The sequence below is a fragment of the Nocardia otitidiscaviarum NBRC 14405 genome (genome assembly GCF_000308635.1).
GTDB classification, from domain to species: domain Bacteria; phylum Actinomycetota; class Actinomycetes; order Mycobacteriales; family Mycobacteriaceae; genus Nocardia; species Nocardia otitidiscaviarum.
This window is the reverse complement of the sequence record NZ_BAGD01000061.1, coordinates 129,434-142,239: the sequence shown is the minus strand read 5'-3', so window position 1 is coordinate 142,239 and position 12,806 is coordinate 129,434. Positions and strand designations below refer to the sequence as shown.

The window sequence follows — 12,806 nt, the reverse complement described above, 5'->3', positions numbered from 1 at the left end:
AGAGCGCAGTAGCAATGCAACTCATCAGATTCCTGTTCTCGATCTCCTGGATGCGGATCGCGGCCGTCATCGCCGCGGGCCTGATCTGCGGTGTGGCCAACACCTATCTGCTCACCCTGATCCGCGGGGTGGTCTCCCCCGAGCCGCACCCGAACATCACGCTGCGGGCCTTCGTCCTGACGGCGATGGTCATCCTGGTCAGCGGGGTGGCGTCGCAGGTGCTGCTCATCCGGCTGGCCCAGGACGCCATCTACCGGCTGCGGGCGGAGCTGAGTTCCGGAATCGTCTCGGCCCCGCTGGAACATCTGGAACGGCTCGGCATGCACCGCCTGATGGCGACGCTCACCGAGGACGTGCGGTCGCTGTCACAGGCCGTGACGGCCATTCCGAGCATCTGCATCGACGTGGCCACCATCGTCGGCTGCTTCGTCTACCTCGCGGTGGTGTCCGGGCCGATCTTCGCGGTCACCGTGGCGGGCACGCTGCTCGGCATCGCCTGTGTGGAGATGTTCCTGAAGCGGGTGCGCCGGATCTACCAGGAGGCCCGGGAGAACGACGACGCGCTGCTGCGTTCGTTCCAGGCGGTGACGCTGGGCATCAAGGAACTCAAGCTGCACCGGGGCCGCCGCCGCGACTTCATGGACAAGCATCTGCTGGGCACCGCCGAGCGGCTGCGCTCCCAGAATGTCGAGGCCGGGTCGAAATTCGCGCTGGCACAGGGGCTCGGACAGGTCCTGCAGCTGGCGACGATGGCGCTGATCCTGTTCGTGCTGGCCGCCGCCATGAACCTGCCCAAGGAGGTCATGATCGGGTACGTGCTGGTGACCACCTTCCTGTCCATGCCCATGCAGAACTTCATGCACCGGATTCCGGACCTGCTGCGCGGCGATGTGGCGCTGGCCAAGATCCGAACCATGAACCTGTCCATGGAGACCATGCACGACGAGGAGCGGCTGCCGTTCGGCGATCGGCCGCCGGTCACCGCGGCGCGGCTGGAACTGGTGAATGTCGGCTACAGCTATATGGCCGAGCGACCACCGCTGTTTCCGACGCCGGGAGCCGATGGGCCACCGCCCGTGCCGGGCCGAAAGGCGGGCAGTCCGGGTGGGCATCCGGCCCTGCCGGGCGGGCCGCCCACACCGGGCGGACGGCCTGGCAGCCCCGCCGGACATCCCGGCGGGCAGGTCGGACCGGGTGGTCACGGGGGTCCGCCGCCGGGAGGTCCGCACGCCGGGGGTCCCGGTCCGCTCGGCGGCGGGCCGGGAGCGCACAACGGGACGCTGCGACCCGATGTCAACGGCAAACAGCGAATCGTCCACGGCGGCCATGACGGTCGGCCCGTTCCGCTGGACGCGCCACCGCCCGAACTCGCTTCCGACGACGACGGTGGGTTCCGCCTCGGCCCCATCGACCTCACCTTCGAGCCGGGCCAGATCACCTTCATCGTGGGCGGCAACGGCAGCGGCAAATCCACCCTGGCCAAACTGATCACGGGGCTGTACGTGCCGCGCAGCGGGTTCGTGGAGTTCGACGGCGAGCAGATCAACCACGAGAACATCGAGTGGTTCCGGCAGAACTGCTCGGCCATCTTCACCGACTTCCACCTGTTCGAGGACTACCTCGGCTTCGACCGCCCCGGTATCGACGACGAGGTGCGGCACTACCTCGAGGAGTTGCAGATCGCGCACAAGGTGACCGTGCGCGACGGCCGACTGTCCACCATCGACCTGTCCCAGGGGCAGCGCAAACGGCTGGCGCTGCTGACCGCGCTGCTCGAGGATCGCGCTGTCTACCTGTTCGACGAGTGGGCAGCGGATCAGGAACCCCGCTTCCGCGACGTGTTCTACCGCGAGATCCTGACCAAGCTCAAGGAGCGCGGGAAGACGGTCATCGTGATCACCCACGACGACCGGTACTTCGATCTCGCCGATCAGCTGGTGAAGCTGGATTACGGTCGGTTGGAGGACGTTTCGACCCCGGCGGCGGTGACGGCGGAGTAGGGGGTGATCGCCCCGGACCGGCTCGCCGCCGGTCCGGACGCTGGCGCATCGGCGGCGACATCCGGCCGGACCGCCCTGAACTCCGAATACCGGCGGATCGGCATCGACATCCGGCCCGACCACGCTGAGCCCCCGGCGCGGTCGGGTCGGCGGCGATCGGTCACACCGCGGTGAGTTCCGCCTCGTGAAGCAGTGCCGCGAGCCGTCCGGCGGTCTCGGTGCCGGGCCGGGGGTTGTAGAACTCCAGGTACCAGTCCGGGTGATCGATGACCGCCAGGGTGGTCTTGTCGAAGATCAGGTCGCCGACCTCGGGATGCTGGACCGCCTTCACCGACCGGGTGGGTGCGGCCACATCGTGGCGCTCCCACAGCCGTGCGAATTCCGGACTGACCGTGAGCAATTCGTCGATCACGCGGGCGAAGGCAGGGTCTCCCGGGGCGTGAGCGGCGTCGGCGCGATAGGCGGCCACCACCTCCGGGGCGATGGCCTCCCACTCGGTGTGCCGATCGCGGTAGCGCGGATTGGTGAAGAACGAGATCAGACAGTTGTGGTCGGCGTCGTCGTAGCCGAACACCACGGTCGATCCCGCGTTGACGGCCAGGATATTCCAGTACCGGTCCCGCAGAATCGCCGGTCGCGGCGTCCAGGAGTCGAGCAGCTGCCGCAATTCGGGTTCGACCGTGGTGGTGGTCCCGTGCGGGCGCGGCGGCCGTAACCCCGCCAGCACGAACAGATGCGCGCGCTCGGGGTCGGACAGCCGCAGCGCCCGGCTCACCGCATGCAGGATCTCGTCGGAGACATTGATATCGCGTCCCTGCTCCAGCCACGTATACCAGGACACGCCGACCCCGGCGAGCTGCGCCACCTCCTCACGCCGCAGTCCGGGCGTGCGCCGCCGTCCCGAGGTCACCAGCCCGACATCGCCGGGGGTGAGCCGGGCGCGTCGGGTGCGCAGGAAGTCCCGGAGTTGCGCGTGCCGTTGCTCTTTCGCCGCCGCGGTTTCGCTGACCATGCCCAGCACAACGCGGCGACGCGCCCGGCTACTCCCGAGACCGCCGAATGTTCCCGAACGCCCGGACGACTTCGTCGCCAGCCTGGTGGTGATGAACCCGGGTTGATCGCGCACTGTTTGCGCTCCGGCGCGCTGACCAGACTCGACGGCATGACGCACAGCACTTCCCGATTCGAGAACAAGATCGCGCTCGTCACCGGCGGCACCAGCGGTATGGGGCTGGCCGCCGCGCGGCGGCTGCTGACGGAGGGCGCGACCGTCGTCATCACCGGGCGGGACAAGACCCGGCTGGACGCCGCCGTCGCCGACCTGCGTTCCGCGGTCGGCGGGTCCGAGGACCGGCTGCTCGCGGTGCGGGGCGATGTGGCCGAACTGGCGGAGATCGACGCGCTGGTGGAGTCGATCCGCGAGCGCTACGGCCGGCTCGACGCGGTCTTCGCCAATGCGGGTGTGGCCTCGTTCCAGCCCAGCGCCGAGATCGCCGAGGCCGAATTCGACCGCGTGGTGGACATCAATTTCAAGGGCGTGTTCTTCACCATCCAGAAGACCCTGCCGCTGCTGGCCGACGGCGGCGCGATCGTGATCAACGCCTCCTGGACCCTGCACCGCGGCATGCCCGGCGGCGCGCTGTACGCGGCCACCAAGGCCGCCGTCCACAACCTGGCCCGCACCCTCGCGGCGGACCTGGCCCCCAGAGGAATTCGGGTGAACTCGGTGAGCCCCGGTTACATCGAAACCCCCATGTTCCACGACAATGTCTCACCCGACGCCGCCACCGAGGTCGTGGCCGCCGTCGCCGCGGGCCGCACCGGCACCGCCGACGAAGTGGCGGCAGCGGTCGCCTTCCTCGCCTCCGACGAGGCCGGCTACATCAACGGCCAGGACCTCGTCATCGACGGCGGCTTGGTCGCGGCCACTCCCGGCGCGATGGTCTGACACGGCCTGCCGCACGACCGGGGGCGACGGGTGATACGACAGCGCCCTCTCCGCCCGGGCGGTGCCGTGGGTGCGGAGTCTGCGTTCGTCCACCGCGCTCGGGGCGAGTCCTGGTCGTGGTCGACGTTCAGCCCTGTCGTTCCCGATCTCGCCGCAACCGTTCGACGGCCTTCGCGATACAGGTCGCCCGGTCCGCGCCGGGTAGCTTCCCGCGCTCATAGGCGATCAACCGCTCAGCGGCCGCATGGTCCTTCATCACCATGCGGAGCAGCACCTGGAACCCGTCCGGCGTGGCCACCGGCACGGTCGACACCGGTCGCGGTGCTGGTCGGCGGGTGCTCGGCCTGCGTTTCTCGGCGAGCAGCCGGTGTGCCAACGTCAGGAATACATGGACATTGGGAACCTTGCGGACCGGGATGCTGATCGGCATGAGGCGACGCTCTCCCTCGAATACACACACATCGCCGTGCCGCACCTCGATCTGGTGGACCTGGGACCACCGAACAGACTTCGCACCGACACCGACCTCGTGCCTTGTCAACCAGAGCGCGCCGAACACCACGGTCTCCCCCCGGTACAGCTTCTCGACCGCGGCCGGCAGTTGGGCAGCCGTCACCTTCTCCTGGATGACGGCGCCCCAGCGGGCGGCGTTGGGCAATCCACCTTGCGAATAGTCTTGCAGTCGCAGTTGCTCGCCCTCGACATCGAGCAGGGTGTAGTCATAGGTGGTCTTGGTCTCCACCACCCCGTACAACATATGCCGGACGTGCTCCTGATGAAGCACCGTCGTGTCATAACGCACGGCGCGTACCTCGTCTTCGTGGGCGAATACCAGGCCGCGATCGTAGAGATCCAACCGGACCGCCCGATACGTCGCGGATCCGAACAGGCTCTGGTTCATATCCTTCACGAACGCGACACCGAACAGCAGGGTCAACGGCACGAAGACCACCAGACCGATCACGTTTCCGGCCTTGCCGCCCATTTGGTCTGTGCGGGTGAGGAGTTCGCTGATCATCGCCACAACTATCGTGGCGAATACCGCCACGGCGATCCCCAGCAGGAGCATCCCGCCCTGAATCCTGGCGGCCATGCGCGCGAAAACCTCGCGGTGAGCACCCAGATCCGCGTCGTACGCGGCCTGACGCACCCGATCGCGCAGGGCGCGCGCGTCGTATCCCTGCGGAGCCTCGACCATCGAACTTCCTATCCGTGGCAACCCGAGCCACTGCCCCCGAGGTATTCCCCATCCCATCCGGATCGTCCGAACCGGCGTCAGCGTGCACCGGCCACGGCGCGGCGGGTCCGGTGCGCGAACCGGGAAGACGGTCCGAACCGTCGATTCGGACGCTAACGGCTGTCGGTCGAACCCGCCATGGGGATCCCGGCTGATTCGGTTGTGACCGACGGTCGCGCGGCGGCTGCCCGGTGATCCGACGTCGCTTTCCGAACCGCGGTCGCACCGGTCGACGTATTCATACGGCCGACGATATGGGCCGACACATATCGGCAGCGTATCGAAAACTCGATGGGCGTCGAAAAGGCTTGCGGCAGTACCTCTCGAGCGATGCCGTCACGGCTCACGGCGGTAGGTAGCGGAGTGGCCCGGAGCCGAAAGGTTCCGGGCCACTTGCCATTCGCCACCGGCGGGCGCCGCGGCGGCTAGCGCAGGGCGGCGGCCTTGCGTCGGGCGGCGGCGGCCTTCTTGGCGGCGGCCTGTTGTTCCGGGGTGGTGGTCTCGGACTTCGTGGTCGCCCGCTTGGTGGTGGACTTCTTGGCCGCCGGGGCGGCTGTGGACTTGGTCGGGGCTGTCTTGGTCGCGGCGGTCTTGGTCGCGGCAGTCTTCTTCGCGGGTGCGCCGTTGGTGGTGGCCTTGGTGGTGACGGCGCTCTTGGCCAGGACCTCGCGCAGGAACTGGCCGGTGTAGCTGTCGGGGACCGCCGCGACGTCCTCGGGGGTGCCCTGGGCCACGACCGTGCCGCCGCCGGAACCGCCCTCGGGACCCATGTCGATCAACCAGTCGGAGGTCTTGATGACGTCCAGGTTGTGTTCGATGACGATGACCGTATTGCCCTTGTCCACCAGGCCGTTGATGACCGCGAGGAGTTTGCGGATGTCCTCGAAGTGCAGGCCCGTGGTGGGCTCGTCGAGGATGTAGACGGTGCGGCCGGTGGAGCGCTTCTGGAGTTCGGCGGCGAGCTTGACGCGCTGCGCCTCACCGCCGGACAGCGTCGGCGCGGACTGGCCCAGGCGCACATAGCCGAGGCCGACGTCGACCAGGGTCTTGAGGTAGCGGTGGATGGAGGTGACCGGTTCGAAGAACTCCGCCGCCTCCTCGATGGGCATATCGAGAACCTCGGCGATGGTCTTGCCCTTGTAGTGCACCTCGAGGGTTTCCCGGTTGTAGCGCGCGCCGTGGCAGACCTCGCACGGCACGTACACATCCGGCAGGAAGTTCATCTCGATCTTCAGGGTGCCGTCACCGGAGCACGCCTCGCAGCGGCCGCCCTTCACATTGAAGGAGAAGCGGCCGGGCTGATAGCCGCGCACCTTGGCCTCGGTGGTGGCCGCGAACAGGGTGCGGATCTTGTCGAACACCCCGGTGTAGGTGGCCGGATTCGAGCGCGGGGTGCGGCCGATGGGCGACTGGTCCACCTGCACCAGCTTGTCCAGGTGGTCGAGTCCGTTCACCCGCTGATGCCGCCCCGGCACCTGCCGCGCGCCATTGAGCTTGTTGGCGAGCACCGTGGCGAGAATGTCGTTGACCAGCGTGGATTTTCCGGAACCGGAGACGCCGGTGACCGAGGTGAGCACACCCAGCGGAAAACTCACGTCGATACCGCGCAGATTGTGCTCGTGCGCGCCGACCACGGTGAGCTGCTTCTTCCTGTCGATCGGCCGCCGCACCAACGGCACCTCGATCTGCTCCCGCCCCGACAGGTACGCACCCGTCAGCGAGGTCTTGTCCGCCAACAGCCCGGGATACGGTCCCGAGTACACCACCTGGCCGCCGTGCTCACCCGCCATCGGTCCGATGTCGACCACCCAGTCCGAGGAGTGGATGGTGTCCTCGTCGTGTTCGACCACGATCAGCGTATTGCCGAGATCCCGCAGCCGCGTGAGGGTTTCGATGAGCCGCCGGTTGTCGCGCTGGTGCAGGCCGATGGACGGTTCGTCCAGCACGTACAGCACGCCCACCAGACCGGACCCGATCTGGGTGGCCAGCCGGATGCGCTGCGCCTCACCGCCCGACAGCGTGGCGGCGGCCCGTGACAGCGTCAGATACTCCAGCCCCACATCGAGCAGGAAGCCCAGCCGGGCCTGGATCTCCTTGATCACCTGCGCGGCGATCGCGGCCTGGCGCTCGTCCAGGGTCAGTGCGTTGAGGAAGCGCGCCGCCTCGCCGATGGACAGATCCGAGAGATCCGCGATGGATTTGCGCTCCGCACCGGTCTTCAGCGTGACGGCCAGGATCTCCGGCCGCAGGCGCGCGCCGTTGCACACCGGGCACGGCACATCGCGCATGTACCCGTCGTAGTGCTCCTTCATCTGCTCCGATTCGGTGTTCTCCATGCGCCGCTGCAGGAACGGCATCACACCTTCGAAATCGGCGTAGTACGAGCGCTTGCGGCCGTAGCGGTTGGTGTAGGAGACGTGCACCTGATCGGAGCTGCCCTCCAGCACCGCCTTGCGCGCCTTGGCCGGCAGGTCCTGCCAGGGGGTGTCCATGGAGAAGCCGATGGCCTCGGCCAGGCCCGACAGCAGCCGGGTGAAGTATTCGGCGGTCTGCCCGCGCGACCACGGGGCGATCGCGCCCTCGTTGAGGCTCAGCTCCGGATCGGGCACCACCAGTTCGGGATCGACCTCCTTGCGGATGCCGAGGCCGGTGCAGTCCGGGCACGCGCCGTAGGGCGAGTTGAAGGAGAACGAGCGCGGTTCCAGATCCTCGATGTCGAGGGGGTGACCGTTGGGGCAGGCCAGCTTCTCGGAGAAGCGGCGCTCCCGGTCGTGCGCGTGCTCGTCACGGTCCACGAAGTCCAGCACCACGATGCCGTCGGCCAGCCGCAGCGCGGTTTCGATCGAATCCGTCAGGCGCTGCTTGGAACTCGGCTTCACGGCGAGGCGGTCGACGACCACCTCCACATCGTGCTTCTCCTGCTTCTTCAGCTTGGGCGGATCGGTGAGCGGATACACCACACCGTCCACCCGGACGCGCGAGTAGCCCTGGGTGTTCAGCGATTCGAACAGGTCGACGAATTCGCCCTTGCGGGTGCGCACCACCGGCGCGAGCACCTGGAACTTGATGCCCTCGTCCATGGCGAGCACCTGGTCGACGATCTGCTGCGGCGTCTGCTTCTGAATGTGCTCACCGCAGACCGGGCAGTGCGGGGTGCCCGCGCGGGCGTAGAGCAGGCGCAGATAGTCGTAGACCTCGGTGATGGTGCCGACGGTGGAGCGCGGGTTGCGGTTGGTCGACTTCTGGTCGATCGACACCGCCGGGGACAGTCCCTCGATGAAGTCCACATCGGGCTTGTCCATCTGGCCGAGGAATTGCCGGGCGTACGCCGACAGCGATTCCACGTACCGGCGCTGTCCCTCCGCGAAGATGGTGTCGAAGGCCAGCGAGGACTTGCCCGAGCCCGACAAGCCGGTGAACACGATCAGGCTGTCGCGGGGTAGGTCCAGGTCGACCCCTTTGAGGTTGTGCTCCCTCGCACCGCGCACAGTCAGGTGTTCCGCCACAGGGCTGTCCTTCCAACGTTTCGGCATCCAGAGTTACCCCCGACGCCATGCTATGCGCGCCCACCGACAAGTTTCGCGGCGCGCGCTGCGACGCTGGTCAACCGTGGAATTCAGTCGAAGATCGGGACGCGCCGCACCGCGGTCGCGCTCTGCACCGTGGGCCGGAAGCAGGCACTGCCCACGATACGGGACTGCGCGGCCCGGTCGCCGCCGCTGCGCTCATCGGTGGCGGGGGTCACCAGTCCGAGGTCACCGTCGAAGCGGCGGTATAGAAGCCGCCCCCGGCCGGTGTCGGGATGGCCGAAGAACAGGTACGGGAGTCCGCGGCGGCAGAGCCGGTCGGCGGCCTCGTCGTCGGTGAGATTCGGTATGCCGTCCCGCTGCCGCAGCGTCCGGACGCCGAGCGGTCCGGTCCAGCACACCACCGCGTCCGATCCGGACTCGGCGTCGGTGAACAGATGCGCGTCGTAGTCCATGGCGTCCAGGACGCGCGCGGCGTGCGCCGCCGAGATCACCTGGAGCCGGCGGTCCTTGCGCCGCACGATCGGTCGCGGCTCGCTGACCACGGCGAGTGTGGGCCGGGCAGGGTCGGGCCACGGTCGGGATGGCTCCTCCGGCCCACACTCGAGGCGCAGATCGAGACGTTCCAGCGCGAAGGTCACCGCGAACCGTCCCGGTCCGGCGACCTGCACCCGGTATTCCGTGCCCACCGAGCGCAGCACCACCTGCACCAGGGTGGGTGCGTCGGTCGTGGACCACTCCAACCGCGCCCGCACCGCGCCCTCGACGCCATGCCTGCGCAGGATCCGGCCCAGACCGCGCACCACCCTGGTGACCTCGGTGGCGGGCGCCGGACCACGGGTGGCGACTACGAAGTCGGGATCGATACCGCTCGACCACACGTCGTATGCGCCCATCGCCGTCCCCGCTTCCTTGTCGATCACGACTGTCGATCTCGATCCGGCAACCCTCGTCTATGGCAGCACTCCGACCGCATGACGTGACAGGGCCTAAAGTCCCCACTCGGTCATATTTCAGTAAAATTTTCCTGCAAAACCGTGGCGAACCCCCGTGGCGGCCCGCGACCGCTCGTAGGATTCCGGTACCGAGTGCGTCACGCCGGAGGACCGCCCATGGCCGACCATTCCCGCACCGGCTCCTACCGGGTACGGGAAACCTTGTCGCAGTTACGATTACGAGAACTCCTCACCGAGGTCAAGGACCGGGTCGAGCAGATCATCGACGCCCGCGACCGCATCGACGGCCTGGTCGAGGCGATGCTCACGGTCACCGCCGGACTCGATCTGGACGACACCCTGCGCACCATCGTCGGCGCGGCGACCGAACTGGTGGACGCCCGCTACGGCGCGCTGGGCGTGCGCGGACACGGCGAACGGCTCACCAACTTCATCGTGCACGGCATCGACGAGCGCACCCGCACCCGCATCGGCGCCCTGCCCGAGGGGCACGGCGTCCTGGGCGTGCTGCTGCGCCAGCCGGTATCGCTGCGGCTCGAGGACCTGGCCGGCCATCCCGCCTCGGTCGGCTTCCCGAGACACCATCCGCCCATGCACAGCTTCCTCGGCGTCCCGGTGACCATTCGCGGGGAGACGTTCGGAAACCTGTACCTCACCGAGAAGTTCGGCGGCCACCCGTTCACCGAGGACGACGAGGTACTGGTGCGGGCGCTGGCTGCGGCGGCCGGTATCGCCGTGGACAATGCCCGACTCTACGAAGCGGCCCGGACCCGACAGGCGTGGATCGAGGCCACCCGCGATATCGCCACCGACTTCCTGGCCGGCACCGAACCCGGCCGGGTGCTGGCCCGGATCGTGTCGCACGCACGGGAACTCACCGGCTCGGACCGCGCCGTCCTGGCCGTCGTCGCCGACCCGGAGGCACCCCCCGAAGCGGACGCCGAGCTGGTGGTGGCGCAGTGGTCCGGCCCGGGCGCCGAATACCACGGCCGCACCGCGCGCACCACCGGCACCGTACTCGGTGAGGTACTCACCGACCGCACCCCCGTGCGCTGCGACGACGCCCGCCGGGTCGATCTCGGCGTACCGCACGGCGACGCCGGGCCCGCCCTGGTGCTGCCGCTGCACACCACCGATTCCACCCTGGGTGTGCTGATCACGCTGCGTTCGGCCGGATCGGCTCCCTATTCCGACGAGGTGACCGACCTCATCGCCGCCTTCGCCGATCAGGCCGCACTCGCCATGCGACTCGCGGTGGCGCAGCGGCGCGTGCGCGAACTCGGCATCCTCACCGACCGTGACCGCATCGCCCGCGATATGCACGACCATGTCATCGGGCGGCTGTTCGCCATCGGTCTGTCCCTCCAGGGCACCGTGCCGCGCGCCCAGGATGTCGCGGTGCGGCAGCGACTTTCGGATGCCGTCGGCGAGCTACAGGAGGTGGTGGAGGAGATCCGCACCTCCATCTTCGACCTGCACGGCGACGCGGAGCACGGTACTCGATTACGACGACGCCTCGAACGCACGGTGCGGCAGCTGACCGCCGCCACCGCGGTCCGCGCCGAGTTGCACGTCAGCGGACCGCTGTCGGTGGTGGAACCCGGACTGGCCGAACACGCCGAGGCCGTGGTGCGGGAGGCGCTCGGCAACGCCGTCCGGCATTCCGGCGGCGACCGGGTCATCATCGATATCGACGTCGCCGACGACCTCACCATCGTGGTGGCCGACAACGGCCGCGGCATCGGCGAGCAGATCGTTCCCAGCGGCCTCACCGATCTCGCGCGCCGCGCCGAGAAGTCGGGCGGCCACCTCGCGGTCTATCCGTGCCGCGACGCCGACGGCGTCGTGACCGGCACCAAACTGCGGTGGTCCGCGCCCCTGCACTGAGGCCGCGAGGCCGCCGCCGACATCAGCGCGCCGGACCCAGCACCACGGCGGAATTGTGCCCGCCCATCCCGAGTGCGGTCTTGAGCGTGATGCCGCCGCTCATGGGGGTCGGGCCGTCGAGTAGTCGGGCGTGTGCGGCCGCCACGATCGGGGCGGCCGCCACGATGCCCCGGTCGTAGCCGATGGCCGCGGCCGCGACCTCCACGCCCGCCGAGGCGGCCTGGCAGTGACCGGCCAGCGGTTTGAGCGCCGTGACCCGGGGCCGCCCTCCCAGAATCCGCTCCAGCACCGCGGTCTCGGCATCGTCGCACTGTCTGGTGCCGGAGCCGTGGGTGTTGAAGTAGTCCACCTGATCCGGCCGGATCCCGGCATCCGCGAGCGCCCGGTGCACGCAGTCGAAGATCTGCTCGTGTGAGGGATCCACCGAGAGCACGTGGTAGGCGTCATTGGACATGGCGCCGCCCAGCACGCTCACGTACGGCCGGTCGGCGTCGCGGGTGAGGACGAAGCCGATCGACGCCTCACCGAAGCCGAACCCGCGACTGCCCTCCTGGAAGGGGCGGCACGCCTGCAACGGTTCGGTGTCGTCCACCGCCGCGCCCAACTGCACGAACGGCTCGACCATATCCGGCGTGGCGGACAGATCGCTGGCCACCACCAGCACGTCGTCGGCGAAACCGCTGTCCAGCCACAGCTTGGCGGTGATCAGCGCGACATTGCTGGAGCTGCACGCCGCCGTGACGTTCATGGACGGGCCGTGGAATCCGAACTCCCGCATGAGCATGGCGATGGGTGTGGAGGGCAGCAGGCGCAGATAGTCGCGATTGCGGCGTCGAGCCCCGTCGACAACGTAGAAGTCGCGCCATTCGTAGACGTCGCCGAGCACAATGGCGTGCAGCAGTCCCACCCGCCGACCGGGCCGCCAGCCGCGCTCGGTGGCGTCGGCGACGGCCTCGCGCGCCGCCTGCTGCACAGCACGCCCGTAGCGACTCGGACTCACCGCCGAATCGCCGCCGTCGGGGACACGCGCGACCCATCCCTGTCGATCGCGATCAGGCCCGTACCCTGGAAAGAGCCGGGCGGCGGGCTTACCGCTCAGCAAACCCTCCCAGAGGGTCTCGCGGCCCCAGCCGTAACCGGTGACCGCGCCTATCCCGGCGATGGTCATATGATCTTGGTGCTGTGCCGTGGACTTCGACGTACTACTGGTCATGCATCGCTCCTTCGCGAGCTGGTGCCTGTAATGATCAC

General features: G+C 68.5%; 8 protein-coding genes. 3 read left to right on the top strand and 5 right to left on the bottom strand.

What is annotated here, in order from left to right; all coding sequences use genetic code 11:
* Positions 1-14 precede the first annotated feature (14 nt).
* Entirely contained in the window at positions 15-2,000 is a 1,986-nt protein-coding gene (locus tag ON31_RS11850; RefSeq protein ID WP_039812754.1) for an ATP-binding cassette domain-containing protein, read from the top strand.
* 160 nt (positions 2,001-2,160) lie between these two features.
* Here ON31_RS11850 and ON31_RS11845 read toward each other — a convergent pair whose 3' ends face one another.
* Positions 2,161-3,012, bottom strand: coding sequence for a helix-turn-helix transcriptional regulator (locus ON31_RS11845; protein ID WP_039812940.1), 852 nt, complete (start codon positions 3,010-3,012; stop codon positions 2,161-2,163).
* Positions 3,013-3,162: 150 nt separating this feature from the next.
* On the opposite strand from ON31_RS11845, the gene ON31_RS11840 reads away from it, so the two are divergent.
* Positions 3,163-3,948: an SDR family NAD(P)-dependent oxidoreductase gene (locus tag ON31_RS11840; protein ID WP_039812938.1), complete on the top strand. Its 786-nt coding sequence runs from the start codon at positions 3,163-3,165 to the stop codon at positions 3,946-3,948.
* A 127-nt stretch (positions 3,949-4,075) separates the two neighbouring features.
* Here the strand turns inward: ON31_RS11840 and ON31_RS11835 are convergent, their stop codons facing one another.
* The 3 genes from ON31_RS11835 to ON31_RS11825 all read right to left on the bottom strand — a co-directional run bounded on the left by ON31_RS11835 (position 4,076) and on the right by ON31_RS11825 (position 9,608).
* The gene (locus ON31_RS11835; protein WP_039812752.1) at positions 4,076-5,146 is read right to left on the bottom strand and encodes a DUF6585 family protein; all 1,071 of its coding nucleotides are present in this window, start codon (positions 5,144-5,146) and stop codon (positions 4,076-4,078) included.
* A 464-nt stretch (positions 5,147-5,610) separates the two neighbouring features.
* Entirely contained in the window at positions 5,611-8,691 is a 3,081-nt protein-coding gene (gene uvrA / locus ON31_RS11830) for an excinuclease ABC subunit UvrA (RefSeq protein ID WP_039812749.1), read from the bottom strand.
* 110 nt (positions 8,692-8,801) lie between these two features.
* On the bottom strand, positions 8,802-9,608 hold the full coding sequence (locus ON31_RS11825) for a sigma 54 modulation/S30EA ribosomal C-terminal domain-containing protein (RefSeq protein WP_174385104.1): 807 nt from the start codon (positions 9,606-9,608) through the stop codon (positions 8,802-8,804).
* Between the two features lie 216 nt (positions 9,609-9,824).
* Between ON31_RS11825 and ON31_RS11820 the strand changes: the two genes are divergently transcribed.
* Complete coding sequence (locus tag ON31_RS11820) at positions 9,825-11,555, top strand: GAF domain-containing sensor histidine kinase (protein ID WP_081592383.1); 1,731 nt, start codon at positions 9,825-9,827, stop codon at positions 11,553-11,555.
* A 22-nt stretch (positions 11,556-11,577) separates the two neighbouring features.
* Here ON31_RS11820 and ON31_RS11815 read toward each other — a convergent pair whose 3' ends face one another.
* Complete coding sequence (locus ON31_RS11815) at positions 11,578-12,768, bottom strand: beta-ketoacyl synthase N-terminal-like domain-containing protein (protein WP_255222064.1); 1,191 nt, start codon at positions 12,766-12,768, stop codon at positions 11,578-11,580.
* Positions 12,769-12,806: the final 38 nt, after the last annotated feature.